General features: G+C 65.3%; 13 protein-coding genes. 5 read left to right on the top strand and 8 right to left on the bottom strand.

What is annotated here, in order from left to right; all coding sequences use genetic code 11:
* Positions 1-8 precede the first annotated feature (8 nt).
* The 6 genes from H040_RS01300 to H040_RS27430 all read right to left on the bottom strand — a co-directional run bounded on the left by H040_RS01300 (position 9) and on the right by H040_RS27430 (position 9,445).
* A complete protein-coding gene (locus H040_RS01300; RefSeq protein ID WP_027919692.1) occupies positions 9-2,783 on the bottom strand; it encodes a malto-oligosyltrehalose synthase in 2,775 nt (924 codons plus the stop codon).
* Positions 2,780-4,849 (bottom strand): 4-alpha-glucanotransferase, encoded by a 2,070-nt coding sequence (gene malQ, locus H040_RS01295; RefSeq protein ID WP_027919693.1) that lies wholly within the window; start codon positions 4,847-4,849, stop codon positions 2,780-2,782. Before malQ ends, H040_RS01300 begins: the two co-directional genes overlap by 4 nt.
* Positions 4,846-6,588 (bottom strand): malto-oligosyltrehalose trehalohydrolase, encoded by a 1,743-nt coding sequence (gene treZ / locus H040_RS01290; protein ID WP_027919694.1) that lies wholly within the window; start codon positions 6,586-6,588, stop codon positions 4,846-4,848. Before treZ ends, malQ begins: the two co-directional genes overlap by 4 nt.
* A 14-nt stretch (positions 6,589-6,602) precedes the next feature.
* A complete protein-coding gene (gene glgA, locus H040_RS01285) occupies positions 6,603-8,159 on the bottom strand; it encodes a glycogen synthase GlgA (RefSeq protein WP_027919695.1) in 1,557 nt (518 codons plus the stop codon).
* Positions 8,160-8,649: 490 nt separating this feature from the next.
* On the bottom strand, positions 8,650-9,108 hold the full coding sequence (locus H040_RS01280) for an SgcJ/EcaC family oxidoreductase (protein ID WP_027919696.1): 459 nt from the start codon (positions 9,106-9,108) through the stop codon (positions 8,650-8,652).
* 169 nt (positions 9,109-9,277) lie between these two features.
* The gene (locus tag H040_RS27430; protein ID WP_178092352.1) at positions 9,278-9,445 is read right to left on the bottom strand and encodes a DUF6026 family protein; all 168 of its coding nucleotides are present in this window, start codon (positions 9,443-9,445) and stop codon (positions 9,278-9,280) included.
* A 204-nt stretch (positions 9,446-9,649) separates the two neighbouring features.
* Here H040_RS27430 and gnd point away from each other — a divergent pair, with 204 nt between their 5' ends.
* The 5 genes from gnd (at position 9,650) to H040_RS01255 (ending at position 15,178) form a co-directional block, all read left to right on the top strand.
* The gene (gene gnd, locus H040_RS01275; protein WP_027919697.1) at positions 9,650-10,630 is read left to right on the top strand and encodes a phosphogluconate dehydrogenase (NAD(+)-dependent, decarboxylating); all 981 of its coding nucleotides are present in this window, start codon (positions 9,650-9,652) and stop codon (positions 10,628-10,630) included.
* Positions 10,630-12,135 (top strand): glucose-6-phosphate dehydrogenase, encoded by a 1,506-nt coding sequence (gene zwf, locus H040_RS01270; RefSeq protein WP_027919698.1) that lies wholly within the window; start codon positions 10,630-10,632, stop codon positions 12,133-12,135. The genes gnd and zwf overlap by 1 nt, the downstream gene beginning before the upstream one ends.
* 194 nt (positions 12,136-12,329) lie before the next feature.
* A complete protein-coding gene (locus tag H040_RS01265) occupies positions 12,330-14,126 on the top strand; it encodes a glycoside hydrolase family 15 protein (protein WP_027919699.1) in 1,797 nt (598 codons plus the stop codon).
* 75 nt (positions 14,127-14,201) lie between these two features.
* Positions 14,202-14,558 (top strand): VOC family protein, encoded by a 357-nt coding sequence (locus tag H040_RS01260; protein ID WP_027919700.1) that lies wholly within the window; start codon positions 14,202-14,204, stop codon positions 14,556-14,558.
* Complete coding sequence (locus H040_RS01255; protein ID WP_027919701.1) at positions 14,558-15,178, top strand: TetR/AcrR family transcriptional regulator; 621 nt, start codon at positions 14,558-14,560, stop codon at positions 15,176-15,178. Before H040_RS01260 ends, H040_RS01255 begins: the two co-directional genes overlap by 1 nt.
* Before the next feature lie 58 nt (positions 15,179-15,236).
* Here the strand turns inward: H040_RS01255 and preA are convergent, their stop codons facing one another.
* Together preA and H040_RS01245 are read right to left on the bottom strand one after the other, a co-directional pair.
* On the bottom strand, positions 15,237-16,511 hold the full coding sequence (gene preA / locus H040_RS01250; RefSeq protein ID WP_027919702.1) for an NAD-dependent dihydropyrimidine dehydrogenase subunit PreA: 1,275 nt from the start codon (positions 16,509-16,511) through the stop codon (positions 15,237-15,239).
* A complete protein-coding gene (locus H040_RS01245; RefSeq protein ID WP_027919703.1) occupies positions 16,512-17,879 on the bottom strand; it encodes an NAD(P)-dependent oxidoreductase in 1,368 nt (455 codons plus the stop codon). It abuts the gene before it with no gap.
* Positions 17,880-17,944: the final 65 nt, after the last annotated feature.

Below are 17,944 nucleotides of genomic sequence, written 5' to 3'. Positions count from 1 at the left end.
CCTGATGCTCAAGATTGTTGTATCAGCAGGTTGACCGGAAACTCCGCCAGCAAAGCGCTCAACAGGAGCTCCCTAGAAGGGCTGACCGCAGCGCTGGAGAAAAGTCCAGTCGAGTTGGCAGGCGACAAGGCAAACGGCAGGATCACCCGGGTGTCGTCCCAGTTCTGCGCCGGGATCAACGGTGTAGTGGCGCCGCCGAGCAGGCCGCTGGCCAGGCGCGGGGCGACGACAATGGCGCGTTCGCCGTCACCCAGGCGGGCGAAGGCGATGACCTGATCGGCATGCCGACCCTGCACGTTCAATGGCAGGTAGGCACCCCGGCGAAACAGCTCAGCGTGGGCCTGGCGGCAGTCCAGCACCCGTGCGATCAGGGCCTGCTTGATGCGGCCGTCGCGCCAGTGCGCCAGCAGCTCGCCGGGCGCGCTGGCATCGTCCAGGGTGCGGCGCCTGCAAGCGTAGTCCACGGCGCGGCGGTTGTCCGGGTCGACCAGGCTGAAGTCCCAGTATTCGTTACCCTGGTACAGGTCGGGCACGCCAGGCACGGTCATGCGCAGCAGGCTCTGGACCAACCCGTTGAGGGCGCCGGGGCAGGCGATCAACTGCGCGGCATCGGCCAGCGACTGGCGCAGCTGCTGGTTTTCCCGCTGCAGCAGCAGGCCGTCGACATAGGCCGCGCAGGCTGCTTCATAGGCTTCGTTCGGCGCGCTCCAGCTGCTGCGCAACTTGGCTTCGCGCAGGGCCTTCTGCTGCCATTGGCGGATGCGTTCGGCGTACTGGCGCAGCGCATTGTCGTCGTGCAGGTCGAGGGTCAGTGGCCAGCTGCCCAGCAGCGTCTGCAGCAGCAGCAGCTCGTCGCCAGGGCTTGGTGCCACCCCGTCGTCCAGCTGTTTGCGCAGCGGTGCAGCCAGCTCGCGCCAGTGCTCCACACGGCTGGCAAACCACGGCCCGCGTTCACTCAACACGGCCAGGCGTGCGCGGCTGTCTTCGCCACGCTTGTGGTCGTGGGTGGCGGTGGCCAGCAGGTTGTCGGGGAAGTCGCGCAGGCGGCGCTGGGCTTCGTTGTGGAAATGTTCGGTGTCGGCGCTGAACCGCTCGGCCTCGAAGCCGACGTCATTGCGCGACAGCAGCCGTGCCGACCGGTAGAACGCGGTGTCCTCCACGGCCTTGGCGGCGCTGGGGGCGGTGAGCTGCTGGAAGCGCACGCAGGCATGGCGCAGGTGCCTGCGTGGCCGGCCCGGGGGCAACTGCCGCCAGGGCTTGCCACCGAGCCATCGCTCGAGCTGGTCGAGCAGCGGCCAGTCGGCTTCGCCCAGGTCCTGGCGGGCATGGGCCAGGGCCTGTTGGAAGAACTGCTCATCCTCGGCCGGGCGCCCGCAGGCGTTGAAGTAGGTGCGGTACACCGGGTAATGCGCGACCAGTGCCTGCAATGCGCGGCGGATCGCGCCCAGGGTCAGGTCGCGGGTCATCAGGTCGTCGCGGGCCACCTGCAACAGCGCCTGGGCCACCGATTCGCAGTCGCCGGCCAGGCTGGCGTTGAGCACCAGGTGGCGCGCCAGGCGCACTTCCTCGGGGAAGTCGGGGCGCTCGCTGACCATCGCCCACAACTCGGTCAAAGGTGCTTCGCCAGCCGGGTCGTGCTGCAGCAGCGAGACCTGGTTCATGAATTCGTAGCCGGTGGTGCCGTCGGTCAGCCAGTCGCGGTGCAGGTGTTCGTCGGCGCCGAGGATCTTTTCCACATAGATCGGGAAGTGTTCCAGGGCTGCATGCAACGGGCGCTTGGCAAGCAGGCTGTCGACCCGGCGACGCAGCTTGCGGCAGTAGCCGCGCGGGTCGGCCAGCCCATCGATATGGTCGATGCGCAGGCCGTCCACCAGGCCGCGTTCGATCAGCTCGAACAGCTTGGCGTGGGTCGCCTCGAACACCACGGCACGCTCCACCCGCAGGCCGCCGAGTTCGTTGATGTCGAAGAAGCGCCGCCAGTTGATGTCATCGGCGGCGGTGCGCCAGCTGGCCAGGCGGTAGGTCTGGCGTTCCAGCAGCAGGTGCAGGCGCTTGAAGCCGCTTTCGCTGCGGCTGTCGAAGGCGGCCAGTGCCGATTGCAGGTCCGCGCCTTCACGCACCAGGCGCGCCAGTTCAGCGTGCAGGGGCAGGGCATCGGCCAAGGGCTCGGCGGCGTCGCGCAAGGCGGTGAAATGCTCCGCCAGGGCCTTGAGTGCAGGCTCGGGGCTTTGCGCAAGAATCCAGCCATAGTCCAGCGGGCAGATCGGGAAGCGGTGCTCATGGTGGGCGACTTGCAGCAAACCCGATTGCTGGTCGAATTGCAGCGGGACTTCGCCATGCTTCAGCGCCGCGCCATAGTCGCTGCCGAGGAACGGCAACAGCAACTGGCCGGCCAGCAACGGGTCGCTGGAGTGCCACTGGATGTCGAAGAACTCCGCATACGGGCTGCGCCGGCCCCAGGCCAGCAGGCTCTGCCACCAGGGGTTGTCGGCGCCGCCCACAGCCATGTGGTTGGACACGGTGTCGAGAATCAGGCCCATGCCATGCTGGCGCAGCGCGGCCACCAGCCGCTGCAGTGCCGCCTCGCCGCCCAGCTCGGGATTGACGCAGGTCGGATCGACCACGTCGTAACCATGTCGCGAGCCGGCGCGGGCCTTGAGGATCGGCGAGGCATACAGGTGGCTGATGCCCAGTTGGGCGAAATACGGCACCAGCGGTACGGCGTCATCGAGGCTGAACTCGTGGTGAAACTGCAGGCGCAGTGTCGCGGTTAACGGCTTCATCGGTCACGCTCCCAGGCTTGTTCGCGGGCCTGCGCCAGCAGTTCAAGGCGCCGTGCGGCGTCTTCGTCATCCAGCAGCTCGCGCACCGGCGCGGCGAAGCGCCGGCGCCAGTTGGGGTGACCGCTGGTGGTGCCAGGCAGGTTGGGTTGTTCGTCGCTGCCGAGCAGGTCTTCCAGCGGGATCAGCACCAAGGGGGCGCGGGTATGGCCAACGTAGCGGATGGCGGCATCGATCAGCGCGTCGTCGTCTGCTTGTGCACCATAGTTGGCTTCCAGGGTGCGGCGCAGGCCTTCGCGTTCCTTCTGCCGTTCGTGGCGCCAGTGCAGTTCGGTGGCGGTGTCGAGCAGTTGCAGGCGGTGGCTCCAGTCGATGTCGCGGCTTTGCAGCCAGCCGGCCAAAGGCGCCAGGTCGTGGGTGCCGGTGGTAGCCAAGGCGTTGTCAGGCCAGTCGAGGATCGGTGTGAAGTGGCCGGGCTGGGTTTGCTCGAAGGGCAGCACGCGCATGCCCAGCACGGCCTTGGCAGCCAGCTGCTCGCGCAGGCCTTCGGGTACGGTGCCGAGGTCTTCGCCGAGGATGATCGCCTGGTGGCGCACCGACTCCAGGGCCAGCAGGCGCAGCAGGTCCTCGAGCGGGTAGTTCAGATAGGCGCCTTCGGCGGGCGTGCAGCCCCGCGGGATCAGCCACAAGCGGCGCAGGCCCATCACATGGTCGATGCGCAGGCCGCCGGCATGGGCCAGGTTGGCCCGCAGCATCTCGATGAAGGCACGGTAGCCGTTGCGCTTGAGCCCCTCGGGGGAAAAGGCGCAGATGCCCCAGTCCTGCCCCGAGCGGTTGAGGATGTCGGGCGGTGCGCCGACCTTGAGGTTGGCCAGCAGCTCGTCCTGGCGGCTCCAGGCCTGGCTACCGGCGCCATCGGCGCCCACTGCCAGGTCGGCGATCAGGCCGACCGCCATGCCGTTGCTGCGCGCGGCGTGCTGGGCACGTTGCAGGCTGCGTTCGGCCAGCCACTGGCAGAACGCGTGGAACTCGACCTTGGCCGGGTAGGCGTTGGCGAAGGCCTCGACTTCCGGGTGGTACGGGTCGTGCCAGGCGCTGGGCCAGTTGCGCCAGTCGGCGCCCAAGCCATGTTCGACGGCTTGTGCCTGTAGTACTTCAAAGCGGCAGTGATGTTCCAGGGCCTGGCCGCGGGCCTCACGGAAGCTGTCGAAGTCCTTGCGCAGCGGGTGGTCGGCCTGGCTGAAATCCTGGTACAGCGCTTCGAGCAGGCGCAGGCGGGCGTCGGCGGCGCGGGGCCAGTCCACCAGCGGGCACTGCTCAAGGTCTTCGAGCACCTGCTCCAGGCCACACGCCTCGATCGCCAGGCGCACGGCGCGCTCGCCGAGCAGCGCGGCGGGGCTGGCGTACAGGGTGTTGAGCAGCAGGCGGCTGGACGGTGAGTAAGGGCTGTAGTGTTGCTGGTCGATGGCAGACAGGGCATGGATCGGGCTGATCGCCAGGGCATCGGCGCCGCGTTCGGCGGCGTTGCGTGCCAGCTGTTCCAGCGCCAGGCAGTCGCCAAAACCGCCATCACCGGGGCGGCGCAGGCTGTAGAGCTGCACGGCCAGGCCCCAGCAGCGTGGCGGGGGTTCATCGACGGCGTCAGTCAGGCTGTGGCAACGCGGCGGAGCCACGGCCAGGGTGAAACTGCGGTCGTTGATCTGCAGCAGGTGATAGCCGACCGGCAGGCCGCCGGGCAGGTTGCCTTGGGCATCGAGGGTCAGGTATTGCAGGCGGTTGCTTTCCAGGGTGCAGCGCACTGCACTGCCGGGCGGGAAGTAGCGCTTCAGGGGCAGCGGCTGGTCAAGGTCGGCGGTGATCAGCGGGGGCAGGTGCTCAGCGTCTTCGGCGGCTTCCACGGCGCGCAGGCTGGCCTGGATGGCCGGCTCGTCGCTGGCGGGGTGGCCCAGGCCGTCGAGGACCTTGCGCAGTACCTCGTCGCTCACTTGCTGCGGCCTGTTGTTGGCGTCGATCCAGTCGCGGGCCAGCCCCACACGGGCGGCCAGTCGGTGCAAAGCGGTTTCGCTCATGGGCTCTCCTGGCCGGGGGCTAGCAGGCTGACCACACAGCTGTGGGCGGCCAGCGCGGTATCGGGGTGGGTGGTGTCGCTGCTGTCGAACAGGCGCTGTTCGGCGGCGGGCAGTTCGACCGCCTGGGGCGTGGTGCCCAGGTTCAGGTCGATGCGCAGGGTGCTGCCGTCACCCAGGCGCCAGCGCGCCGTCAGAGCGTGGTCGCCCAGCACCTCGGCGCCCAGTGCACGGCTGCCGGGCAGGTTGGGGATGACGTGGCGTTGGCGCAGGTCGAGCAGTTGGTGATAAAGCCCGTGCCAGCCGGCGATGACCTCCTTGTTCTGCGGCCGCGAAGCCTCGAAGGTCTGTTCGGCATTGGGGTCGGGTATGTGTTCGCGCTGCTCGGGGTCGGCGAATGCCTTGAAGTGGGCGAACTCGCCGCGCCGGCCCTCGCGCACGGCATCGGCCAGTTGGTCATGGAAATCGGTGAAGAACAGGAACGGCCGGCAGCTGCCATCGTCATCGCCCATGAACAGCAACGGGATCATCGGTGCCAGCAACAACAGGCCGGTGGCCGCACGCAAGGCTGCCGGCGGGCACAGGCGGGTCAGCCGCTCGCCCAGGGCGCGGTTGCCGATCTGGTCATGGTTCTGCAGGAACAGCACGAACGCGCTGGGCTCCAGGTGCCCGCTGGCTTCGCCGCGTGGCGTGCCGTGGCGGTTGGCCTGGCCCTGGAACACGAAACCTTCGGCCAGGCAGCGTGCCAGCTTGGCGATGGGTTTTTCCTGGTAGTCGGCGTAGTAGCCCTCGGTTTCCCCGGTCAGCAGCACGTGCAAGGCGTTGTGGCCATCGTCGTTCCACTGGGCATCGAAGCCCTGTTCGAGCAACGAAGCCTGGTTATGCTCGTTCTCCAGCACCAGCCATACATGCCGGCCAGGCTCGACAGCGGCGCGTACCCGTTGCGCCAGCTCGACGAGGAAGTCGGGCTGGTCGATAGCGTGCACGGCATCCAGGCGCAGGCCATCGCAGCGGTAGTCGCACAGCCACATCAGGGCGTTCTGGATGAAGTACTCGCGTACCTCGCTGCGGCGAAAATCGATGGCCGCACCCCAGGGCGTCTGGCGGTCCTGGCGGAAGAACGGGCTGGCGTATTGATGCAGGTAATTACCGTCCGGGCCGAAGTGGTTGTAGACCACATCGATCATCACCATCAGGCCGTGGCCGTGGGCGTGGTCGACCAGGGCGCAAAGCTGCTCGGGGCTGCCGTAGCTATGCTGCGGCGCATAGGGCAGTACGCCGTCGTAGCCCCAGTTGCGTTCGCCGGGGAACTGGCCCAGCGGCATCAGCTCGATGGCACTGATGCCAAGCTCCGCCAGCCTCGGCAGATGCCGGGCTACGCCCTGGTAGCCATCGAGCACCCCGACATGCAGCTCCTGGATCACAGCTTCGTGCCAAGGCCGGCCTTGCCAGGGATGCTGCCAGGCGTAGGCGCCGGTATCCACCACCTGGCTCGGCCCGTGCACGCCCTCGGGCTGGTACCGCGACGCCGGGTCGGCGACCTGCAGCTTGCCGTCGATGCGGTAGTGATAGCGGTCGCCGGCCTGGCACGGGGCAACCCCCGTGTACCAGCCGTCGTCCTCGGGGAGCAGCTCGATGGCGGGCTGCTGCTCCAGTTCCACGCTCACGCTGCGCGCATCGGGCGCCCACAGGGCGAAGCGCGCCGACGTGGCGTCCAGAAGGTGTGCGCCATGCCTGTGCATCTTCAAACCCCCGTTCAGTAGCTCAGTTGTGCCTGCTTGACCAGGTCCTCATAGAGGCGCGCATAGGGTTCCACCGCCTGGCACCAGTTGAACGGCTGGGTCATCGACAGGCAGCGCATGGCATTGAGCAGGTCCTTCTTGCGGTAGATATAGAAAGCACGGCTCAGCGCTTCGCTGTAGCTCTCGACGGTCGACTCATCGAACAGGAAGCCGGTGACGCCGTTCTCGATGGTGTCGGCCAAGCCGCCTGTATTGCGCGCCACCGGCAGCGAGCCGAAGCGCTGCGCGTACATCTGGCTCAGGCCGCAAGGCTCGTAGCGCGAGGGCATCAGCAGGAAGTCGCTGCCAGCGAACATGCGCCGGGCGTCGGTTTCGTTGAAGCCGATACGCACCCCGATCTGCCCCGGGTGACGCAACGCCAGCTCGCGCATGGCCTGCTCTTCTTCTGGCTCGCCGCGGCCGATGATCGCGATTTGCCCACCTTGTTCGACGATGTAGTCGGCAACGCCCAAGGTCAGGTCCAGGCCCTTCTGATAGACCAGCCGCGAGACCACAGCGAACAGCGGCCCTTCGGACGGCTCCAGTTCGAACAGTTTGCGCACTTCGGCGGTATTGCGTGCCTTGCCGTCCCAGTCGTTGATGCTGAAATTGTGCTGCAGGTGCTTGTCGGTGGCCGAGTCCCAGCTCTCGTCGATGCCGTTGGGGATGCCGCCGAGCAGGCCCTGCTGGGCCTTGCTGGCAAGGAAGCCGTCGAGTCCGCAGCCGAACTCAGGGGTGGTGATTTCCTGGGCGTAGGTGGCGCTGACGGTGGTGATGTGGCTGGAGTAGGCAAGGCCTGCCTTGAGGAACGACAGTTTGCCGTAGAACTCCATGCCTTCCTGTTGCATGGCATGGTCGGGAATCGCCAACTCTGGGCTGCAGCCGCGGCTGTAGACGCCCTGATAGGCCAGGTTGTGGATGGTGAACAGGGTCGGCGTGTTCAGCCCGCGCCAGTGCATGTAGGCCGGTGCCAGGCCTGCGGGCCAGTCGTGGGCGTGCACCACTTCGGGCTGCCAGTGGATCTTGCCTTCGCCAGCAGCGATCTCGGCTGCGGCCAGGCCCAGGCGGGCGAAACGAATGTGGTTGTCCGGCCAGTCGCGACCGTTGTTGGCACCATAGGGAGTGCCGTCGCGCTGGTACAGCTCCGGGCAGATCAGTACATAGATGACCAGGCCATCGACCATGTCCATGCGGCCGATCTTGCACGGTGGCAGGGCGGCATGGCCGCCGAGCTCGCCGACGATATGAATGGGGTTGTCGCTTTCCATGACCTGGCGGTAGCCAGGGATCAGCACCCGTACATCGTGCAGGTGCGCCAAGGCGCGTGGGAGTGCCGCCGAAACGTCACCCAGGCCACCGGTCTTGACCAGGTCGGCTATCTCGGATGTGACGAACAGGATCTTGCGCTTGTTCGGGTTGTGCTGGCGCTGGGCGCCGGGTGCCGTGCCTGTCTTGGCGAAGTCCGGGGTGAGCGGCTCGCGGTTGTCCGGTTTGAATGAATCTACGTGAGGCTCGACAGCGGCACTGATCATACTTCTTTCCGTCCCTATGTGTTGGCCGGGTGCTGGCACCCGTTGCTATATCTCGTGCTGGTTCTCTCTGTTTCTTTAGTTGCGTGAAGCTATCCATGCCCCGAAGTCGTGCGCACAGGCACAATGCGATCAGCATTCCGGCCGAAGGCGATTGGACTGGTTGGGGTAGGCGGCCGTGCGAAGGAAGTCCTTTTGCGTCTGGCCTACTTACTTGATGACCCGCCACCATTTCCAAAAGTTCGACTTTTTTACGTTGCTCTTCCTCTGAGCAAATGGCGGGCCGAAACCTGAGTGTAGGAGAGCCGGCGATAAAAAGGTGACCCGCTGGTCACTTTCGTTATGACCTGAGCTAGACGCAAACGTTGGCGAGTGTCACTGAATGTGTTGGGGCATCGTAGAGATGAATCGGAAGGCGCTGGTGGGCATCAATGTGCAGCATGGGATGGGCCTTTGTGCACCGTTGTGGGGCGCGTGCCCCACGGTGTTGAACTCAACCTGAAGGCAGTAGTGAGGAGTGATGATGGCTGATCAGCCATTGCTGGCCGTCCCAGCGGTAGGTAAAGCTGTAGCGTGCGGCCACCTGCTTGCCGGTAGCGGCAAAGTCAAACGTGTAGAGACCGGCCAGTGTCGCCGTATTGCAGGCGGCGTCGAAGTAATGGGTATCGAGCTTGCCGCTCGGCTTGTCGGCGAGGAACTGGCTGAAATAGTCGACGCGCTCTTGTTCGGTGAGGCGCGGCTTTTTCGAAACGGTGGGCAGAAGCAGGGCATCTTCCTGGTAGAGGCGGGCAACCTGTTGAGGGTCGCCGCTCTTGAGGCTGTCGTTCCACTGTTCGAACAGGTCAAGTGCCTGTTGCTTGGTGGCTTGCTGGCAACTTTGCGCAGCGGCTTGCAGGGGCAGGGTAGTAATGCTGAAGAGGGCCAGAGGCAGGCAGTAATACGCGATTTTCATGCTGAGGTCCGCGGCAGGCAGGCCCCAGGATGAGGCCGTGGCGTTGTGCACCCTATAAGGCACCCAGGCGCTGAACCATAGGAAATGCTTTATGTTGCCCGGTGAAATTCGAGAGATCGGCTGACGGGCCGCGTGGGAGCCATGAAGCTCCCACCGAGGGAGGGATGAATCAGAGGCTGACGTTTTTACCGTCGCTACGTGCCTGTTCCAGCAGCATGTGCAACTGTGCGACCTGTTGGCGCAACTGGTCACGTTCGTCTTTCAACTTGCGCAGTTCATCGCGGCGCACGGAGACATAGAGGGTCTGGGTTGGAGTAGCAGGCATCAAGGTACCCATGAGCACACCTCGCGGTTTTGGCTGGTGACAGTTAAAGCGTAGACGCTTCACGCGGCGCGCATTCTGAATTCTTTCGCCGCCCATGGGAACTTTTTTGTTTAACGTTGTCGCGCCGTTCGTCGCTGAACCCTCGTGCGTCGTGCTGGACTAATCTGAAAAGTTGAACTGTGTTTGTCATCCATTTCGAAAGGGGAGCATCGGCTCATGCAATTGGGAATCGTCGGGCTGGGCCGCATGGGCGGCAATATCGCAAGGCGGCTGATGCGCGCCGGCCACCGCACCGTGGTCCATGACCGTAACCGTGATGCCATCGTTGGGCTGGAGGGCGAGGGCGCCCAAGGTGCCCACGACCTCGGCGCGCTGGTGCAGAAGCTCAAGGCGCCGCGCGCGGTGTGGGTGATGCTGCCAGCCGGCGAGCCTACCGAGCAGACCATCGCCCAGCTGGCCGAGCTGCTGGAGCCGGGTGATGCGATCATCGATGGCGGCAATACCTTCTACAAGGACGACATGCGCCGCGCCGCCGAACTGGCCAGGCGCGGGCTGCATTACCTGGATGTCGGCACCTCTGGTGGTGTCTGGGGCCTGGACCGTGGCTACTGCATGATGATCGGCGGCGAGAAGGATGTGTTCGAGCGCCTGGAGCCGCTGTTCAAGGCACTGGCGCCGGGCGTGGGCGAGATTCCGCGCACCCACGGCCGCAGCGGTGAGCATGAGCGCGCCGAGCACGGTTATATCCATGCCGGCCCACCTGGCGCCGGGCACTACGTGAAAATGGTGCACAACGGCATCGAATACGGCCTGATGCAGGCCTATGCCGAAGGCTTCGACCTGCTGCGCAGCAAAGGTGGCAACGAGCTGCCGGAAGACCAGCGCTTCGACCTCAACGTCGCCGAGATTGCCGAAGTGTGGCGCCGCGGCAGCGTGGTCACCTCGTGGCTGCTCGACCTCACTGCCGATGCGCTGGTGGCTGACCCACAGCTGGCGCAGTTCAGTGGCTCGGTGTCCGACAGTGGCGAAGGCCGCTGGACCATCGATGCCGCTGTCGAGCAGGCAGTGCCGGTACCTGTGCTGTCCAGCGCACTGTTCGCCCGCTTCCGCTCGCGTCAGCAGCAGGGCACCTACGGCGACAAGATCCTTTCGGCCATGCGCCTGGGCTTCGGTGGTCACGTCGAGAAAAAAGACTGATGAGCAAACAGACCATTCCTGCTGCTCCGCCCTGCACGCTGTTCCTGTTTGGCGCCAACGGTGACCTGGTCAAGCGCCTGCTGATGCCGGCGCTTTACAACCTCAGCCGCGACGGCTTGCTGGACCGCAACCTGCGCATCGTCGGCGTCGACCACAACGCGGCCACGGCCGATGAATTTGCCGAGCGCCTGCATGACTTCATGCAGGAACGTGACAAGGGCGGTGAGGGCGCTGCCAAGTGCCTGGATGAAAAGCTCTGGGCGCGTCTGGCCAAACGCCTGGACTACCAGACTGGCGACTTCCTCGACCCTGCCACCTATGCGGCGCTGGCCAAGCGTATCGACAAGACGAGCCACGGTAACGCCATCTTCTACCTGGCCACCTCACCACGCTTCTTCCCGGAAGTGGCCCAGCGCCTGGGCGAGGCCGGCCTGCTCGACGAGTCTGCCGGTGGCTTTCGCCGGGTGGTGGTGGAAAAGCCCTTCGGCACCGACCTGGCCAGTGCCGAGGCGCTCAACGCCTGCCTGCTCAAAGTGATGAGCGAACGGCAGATCTACCGCATCGACCATTACCTGGGTAAGGAAACGGTGCAGAACATTCTGGTCAGCCGCTTCTCCAACGGTCTGTTCGAGTCGTTCTGGAACAACCACTACATCGACCATGTGCAGATCACTGCCGCCGAGACGGTTGGCGTGGAAACCCGCGGTGCGTTCTACGACAACACCGGCGCGCTGCGCGACATGGTGCCCAACCACTTGTTCCAGCTGCTGGCGATGGTCGCCATGGAGCCGCCGGCGGCGTTCGGCGCCGATGCCGTGCGGGGCGAGAAGGCCAAGGTGATCGGTGCCATCCGCCCCTGGTCGGCGAAAATGGCCCTGAAGAATTCCGTGCGTGGCCAGTACACGGCTGGCCATCAGGGCCGCAAGCGCCTGCCGGGGTATCGCCAGGAAAACAACGTCGCAGCCGACAGCCAGACCGAAACCTATGTGGCGCTCAAGGTGATGATCGACAACTGGCGCTGGGCCGGGGTGCCGTTCTACCTGCGTACCGGCAAGCGCATGAGCGTGCGCGATACCGAGATCGCCATCTGCTTCAAGCCGGCGCCGTACGCGCAGTTTCGCGAATCGGAGCTGGAGCGGCCCAAGCCCAACTACCTGAAGATCCAGATCCAGCCAAACGAAGGCATGTGGTTCGACCTGCAGGCCAAGCGGCCGGGGCCGGAGCTGGTGATGGAGAACGTCGAGCTGGGCTTTGCCTACAAGGACTTCTTCAAGATGACCCCGGCCACCGGCTACGAAACGCTGATCTATGACTGCCTGACCGGCGACCAGACCCTGTTCCAACGGGCCGACAACATCGAGAACGGCTGGCGCGCGGTGCAGCCGTTTCTCGATGCCTGGGCCCAGGGGGGCGAGGTGCATGAGTACCCGGCGGGCGAGGATGGCCCTGAAGCGGGCAATGAATTGCTGACCCGCGACAAGCGCGAGTGGCACAAGCTTGGATGACAGTGCTGTGTTGCCTGCTCGGGCCTCTTCGCGGGTAAACCCGCTCCCACAGGTACATCACTGACCTGAGAAAGTGATATCCCTGTGGGAGCGGGTTCCACAGGTACATCACTGACCTGAGAAAGTGATATCCCTGTGGGAGCGGGTTTACCCGCGAAGAGGCCCGAGCAGGCAGCCTTTGAAAAGGAGGTGCAATGCCCGCCCACATCGAAGACTACGCGCTGCTCGGCAACTGCCGCAGCGCCGCCCTGGTCAGCCGCGACGGCTCGATCGACTGGTTGTGCATGCCGCGTTTCGACGCCCCGGCGGTGTTCGCCGCGCTGCTGGGCAACGAAGAGAACGGCCGCTGGCGCCTGGCGCCCAGCGACCCCGTCGAGCACACCCGCCGCCAGTACCTGGGCGACACCCTGGTGCTGGAAACCACCTGGGTCACTGTCAGTGGCCGCGCCCGCGTGCTCGACTTCATGCCGCTGGACGAGGTCAACTCGGTGGTGCGCATCGTCGAGGGGTTGTCCGGCGAGACTCACTTCGAAATGGACCTGGTGCTGCGCTTCGACTACGGTCGCAGCGTCCCCTGGGTCGAGATGATCGACCCGTTGACGCTCAGCGCGGTCGCCGGCCCTGACCGCCTGATCCTGTGCAGCAGCGTGGAGCCTCACGGCCTCGACCACCACACCGTCGCACGTTTTCGCGTGGGTGCCGGCGAGCGGCAGATCTTCAGCTTGCGACACCAGCCCTCGCACGTGCCGGTGCAGCCCGACTGCGATATCGACCAGGCACTGCAACACACACTCACGCACTGGCAGGCGTTTGCCGACCGTTGCCCGGACGTCGGCCCTAATACCGGCCTGGTGCGCCGCTCGCTGCTCACCCTCAAGGCCATGACCTACGCGCCCACGGGTGGCATCGTCGCAGCGGTCACCACCTCGCTGCCCGAACGCATTGGCCACGAACGCAACTGGGATTACCGCTTCTGCTGGCTGCGCGACGCCACCATGACCTTGCTGGCCTTCATGAACCTCGGCTACTTCGATGAAGCCCAGGCCTGGCGTGAATGGCTATTGCGCTCGGTGGCCGGCAACCCCGAACAGATGCAGATCATGTACGGCCTGGCCGGCGAGCGTGACTTGCAGGAATACACCTTGCCGTGGCTGGCCGGCTACGAACACTCGCAGCCAGTGCGGGTCGGCAATGCGGCTGCCGGACAAGTGCAGCTGGATATCTACGGCGAACTGGCTGACGCCATGAGCCAGGCGATCAAGGGCGGCCTGCCGCGCCACCCGCGCAGTGCGGCGATCTCCCGGTTGATCCTGCCCTACGTCGAGCGTATCTGGCGCGAGCCTGACGAAGGGCTGTGGGAAGTGCGCGGGGGCCGTCAGCATTTCGTCCATTCCAAGGTCATGGCCTGGGTCGCCTTCGACCGCGCGGCGGGGCTGGCTGACACCACAGAGGAAGGCCGCGAGCATGGCCGCCACTATCGGCAGGTCGCCGACGAGATTCATCGGGAGGTCTGTGCGCGCGGGCTCGATGCCAGCGGCCAACACTTCGTCCAGGCCTATGGCTCGGCCGAGATGGACGCCAGCCTGTTGCAGATCGCCCTGACCGGCTTCCTGCCGGCAGAGGATCCGCGTTTTCAGCGCACCCTGGCACAGATCGAGCAACGCCTGCTGAAGAACGGCCTGCTGATGCGCTACGACAGCGACAGCTGCAGCGACGGGCTGACGCCGGGGGAGGGCACCTTCCTGGTGTGCTCGTTCTGGCTGGCTGATGTGTATGTGCTGCTGGGGCGCGAGGCCGAGGCGCAGGCGCTGTACCAACAGCTCACCGGCCTGTGCAATGACGTCGGCCTGCTGGCCGAGCAGTACGACCCTGCCGGCAAGCGCATGCTCGGCAATTTCCCCCAGGCGTTCAGCCATATCGGCATCATCAATACCGCGCTGAACCTGCACCGGGCACAGTGCCCGGTGCGCGACAGGGCAAGGTGTGGGTGAGCCTCCAACCGAGACGGCCCTTTCGCCGACATTGTCGGAGTAGACTAGCTCAATCCCATTCGGCAAGGAGCACGCATGAGCGTTCGTGGCCATGATCGGCAGATCGACAATATCGAGTTCAACGTCAGCGACATCGCACGGAGCAAGGCGTTCTACGGCAGCGTGTTCGGCTGGCGCTTCACCGACTACGGGCCGACCTACACCGAGTTCAGCGATGATCGCTTGACCGGCGGCTTCACCACCGGCGAGGCGGTACGGCCGGGTGGGCCATTGGTCATCCTGTATGCCGACGACCTGGAGGGCACGCAACAGCGGCTCGAAGCGGCCGGGGCAACAATCAGCCGGGCGACTTTTGCCTTCCCGGGTGGCCGGCGCTTCCAATTCATCGACCCGGACGGGTATGAGCTGGCTGTATGGACGGCCCAAGCCTGATGGCCAACCACAAGATCGAAATCCGCCGTCGCAATATCGAGAAGATCCTGGTCGCCGCCGAAAAGGTCTTTGCCGAAAAGGGCTATGGCGCCACGTCCATGGGCGACATCGCCGAACAGGCCGAACTGCCACGTTCCAACCTTCATTACTACTTCAGCACCAAGGACGAACTGTTCCGCGCCGTGTTGCAGGACCTGCTGGATGTGTGGAAGCAGGACGCGCTGTGCTTCGAAAACTTCGACGACCCGCGGGTGGTGCTGACCAGCTACATCCGCGCCAAGATGGGCCACTCGCGTTCACGGCCGCTGGGCTCGAAGATCTGGGCCGAGGAAATGCTGCATGGGGCGCCGGTGCTGGGCGTGAACCTGGCCGAGAGCCTGGTGCCCTGGGCAAAGCTCAAGGAAGACAAGATCCGCCGCTGGGTGGCGCAGGGGCGCATTCTGCCGGTGGAGCCTTCGGCACTGCTTTACATGATCTGGGCGTCGACACAGCACTATGCCGACTTTGGCTACCAGGTAACGTTACTGAACGAAGGTCAGCCACTGTCCGACAGGGCGTTCGAGAGCGCCGTGCAGACAGTGACCAGTGTGATCCTGCGCGGGATCGGGCTGGAGCCATGAAGCGGCGTCGCAGGTTGACGCGCTCCTACAAGGGGCCGCGTCAGGCGGGCCAGGTGCTTCAGCTGGCCTCGCGGTAGGGGTTGCGAGGGTCCTGGGTCCAGTTCAGGTAAGGCTTGCCGGTATCCTGCGCGACCATCTCGATGCAGTTCTCCACCGGGCAGGTGATCTGGCACAGGTTGCAGCCCACGCATTCGTCCTCGATCACGCTGTAGGCATGCGTCCCGTCAGCTTTCAGCGTGCTGGCAATCGCCTGGTGCGAGGTGTCTTCGCAGGCAATGTGGCAACGCCCACAACCAATGCACGCCTCCTGGTCGATATGCGCCACCGACTTGTAGTTGATATCCAGGTACTTCCAGTCGGTCGTGTGCCCCACCGCTTGCCCGCGGAACGCCTCGAGGTTGCGTTGCCCGTGCTGGTCCATCCAGCGCGCCAGGCCATCCTTCATGTCCTCGACGATGCGGAAGCCATGCAACATCGCCGCCGTGCAAACCTGCACCGCACCGCTGCCCAGCGCGATGAACTCGGCGGCATCGCGCCAGTTGCCGATACCGCCAATGCCGCAGATCGGCAGCCCGCGGGTTTCCGGGTCGCGGGCGATTTCGGCGACCATGTTCAAGGCAATCGGCTTGACCGCTGAGCCGCAGTAACCCCCGTGGGTGCTCTGATCGCCAACGATAGGATGGGCGACCATGCGGTCCAGGTCGACGCTGGTGATCGAGTTGATGGTATTGATCAGCGACACCGCATCCGCTCCGCCGCGATGGGCCGCACGGGCCGACTGGCGGATGTCGGTGATGTTCGGTGTGAGCTTGACGATCACCGGCAGCGAGCAATGCGTCTTGCACCAGCGGGTAACCATCTCCACGTATTCCGGCACCTGGCCAACCGCCGCGCCCATGCCGCGCTCGGGCATGCCGTGCGGGCAGCCGAAGTTCAGTTCGATGCCATCAGCCCCGGTGGCTTCCACCAGCGGCAGGATGAACTTCCACGACGCCTCCACGCACGGCACCATCAGCGACACGATCAGTGCGCGGTCCGGCCAGTCCTTCTTCACCTGGGTGATTTCCCGCAGGTTGATCTCCAGCGAACGGTCAGTGATCAGCTCGATGTTGTTGATGCCCTGTACCTGGCGGTTGGGGCCAAAGTGCGCGGAGTAACGTGAAGACACGTTGACCGCCGCCGGGTCCTCGCCCAGGGTCTTCCAGACCACACCGCCCCAGCCGGCCTCGAAGGCGCGGACCACGTTGTAGGCCTTGTCGGTCGGTGGCGCAGAGGCCAGCCAGAAGGGGTTGGGTGCCTTGATGCCGGCAAATTCGATGGACAGGTCGGCCATTTATGCTGCCTCCACATTGAGCATGAGTTGGGCATGGATGGCTTCGGCGGCCAGCTTGCCATGTTGCACGGCCTGGACGGTGAGGTCCTGGCCCAGCGCGGTGCAGTCGCCGCCGGCATAGACGCCCGCCAGGCTGGTGCGCATGTTGTCGTCGACGCGGATACGTTCGCCGTCGCGCGCCAGTTGCGCGGCGACTGGGTCGCCGAGGCTGGTGTCGTCGAAGCGTTGGCCGATGGCTTTGAAAATGGCGTCGGCGGCCAGCTCGTAGGTTTCACCGGTGTCACGCAGGCGGCCGTCGGCCAGTTCCGTACGCATGAAGCGCATGCCACGTACGCGGCCGTCGTCATCGAGCAGCACGGCGTCGGGGCGGGCCCAGGTGTGCAGGCGCACCTGGTTGGCCTTGGCGATGTCCTGCTCGTGGCCGGTGGCTCCCATGTCGGCATGGCCGCGGCGATACACCAGGTTGACGTCGCGGGCGCCCAGGCGGCTCATCTGCACGGCCATGTCGATGGCGGTGTTGCCAGCGCCGATCACCAGGCAGCGGTCGGCCAGGGGCAGTTGCGCAAGGTCATCGGCCTGGCGCAGTTCGCGGATGTACGCGGTGGCGGCGAGCAGGCCAGGGGCTTCTTCATCGGCCAGGCCGAGTTGGCGCACGGCGTTCAGGCCCAGGCCGAGGAACACTGCGTCGTACTGGTCGCGCAACTCGCCCAGGCTCAGGTTGGTGCCCAGGCGCTGGCCATGACGTATCTCGATGCCACCGATGCCGAGCAGGAATTGCACTTCGCGCTGGGCATAGTCGTCCACCAGCTTGTAGCGGGCGATACCGTACTCGTTGAGGCCGCCAGCTTTGTCGCAGGCTTCGAACACCACCACATCATGGCCGTGCATGGCCAGACGATGGGCACAGGACAGCCCGGCCGGGCCGGCGCCGACCACGGCGATGCGCTTGCCGGTGGCGGGCGAGCGCTTGAACGGGTGCTCGCTGAAATCGGCATTGTCCAGGGCGTAGCGCTGCAGCTGACCGATCAGCACGGGGGCGCATTCCTGGGCGTTGTTACGCACGCACGCTTGCTGGCAGAGAATCTCGGTAGGGCACACTCGGGCGCAGCTGCCGCCGAGGATGTTGGCCGACAGAATGCGCTCGGCGGCGCCTTGCAGGTTCTCGTCGCTGATGCGGTGGATGAACGACGGAATGTCGATTTCGCTCGGGCAGGCATTCACGCACGGGGCGTCGTAGCAATACAGGCAGCGGGCGCTTTCGACGGCGGCCTGGCGGGCGGTGAGCGGCGGGGCCAGGTCGGTGAAACGCTCGGCCAATTGGTCGCTGCCGGCGCGAGGGCGCGGCAAATGGTTCAGGGCATCGATCACGGTTGTAGCCTCTCTTTTCTTTTTGGTTGTGGCAGTCAACGGCAATACGGCGCCGCCCGGCCTCT

Origin of the sequence: Pseudomonas sp. URMO17WK12:I7 (genome assembly GCF_003269045.1) — a bacterium.
Taxonomy (GTDB): Bacteria; Pseudomonadota; Gammaproteobacteria; order Pseudomonadales; family Pseudomonadaceae; genus Aquipseudomonas; species Aquipseudomonas putida_J.
The sequence above is the reverse complement of the archived record's forward strand: the minus strand, read 5'-3'. Positions and strand labels throughout refer to the sequence as shown.

Coding starts and splice junctions, on each gene's coding strand:
- H040_RS01300 (WP_027919692.1), bottom strand. CDS start 2,783: ATGAAGCCGTTAACCGCGACACTGCGCCTGCAGTTTCACCACGAGTTC.
- malQ (WP_027919693.1), bottom strand. CDS start 4,849: ATGAGCGAAACCGCTTTGCACCGACTGGCCGCCCGTGTGGGGCTGGCC.
- treZ (WP_027919694.1), bottom strand. CDS start 6,588: ATGCACAGGCATGGCGCACACCTTCTGGACGCCACGTCGGCGCGCTTC.
- glgA (WP_027919695.1), bottom strand. CDS start 8,159: ATGATCAGTGCCGCTGTCGAGCCTCACGTAGATTCATTCAAACCGGAC.
- H040_RS01280 (WP_027919696.1), bottom strand. CDS start 9,108: ATGAAAATCGCGTATTACTGCCTGCCTCTGGCCCTCTTCAGCATTACT.
- H040_RS27430 (WP_178092352.1), bottom strand. CDS start 9,445: ATGGGTACCTTGATGCCTGCTACTCCAACCCAGACCCTCTATGTCTCC.
- gnd (WP_027919697.1), top strand. CDS start 9,650: ATGCAATTGGGAATCGTCGGGCTGGGCCGCATGGGCGGCAATATCGCA.
- zwf (WP_027919698.1), top strand. CDS start 10,630: ATGAGCAAACAGACCATTCCTGCTGCTCCGCCCTGCACGCTGTTCCTG.
- H040_RS01265 (WP_027919699.1), top strand. CDS start 12,330: ATGCCCGCCCACATCGAAGACTACGCGCTGCTCGGCAACTGCCGCAGC.
- H040_RS01260 (WP_027919700.1), top strand. CDS start 14,202: ATGAGCGTTCGTGGCCATGATCGGCAGATCGACAATATCGAGTTCAAC.
- H040_RS01255 (WP_027919701.1), top strand. CDS start 14,558: ATGGCCAACCACAAGATCGAAATCCGCCGTCGCAATATCGAGAAGATC.
- preA (WP_027919702.1), bottom strand. CDS start 16,511: ATGGCCGACCTGTCCATCGAATTTGCCGGCATCAAGGCACCCAACCCC.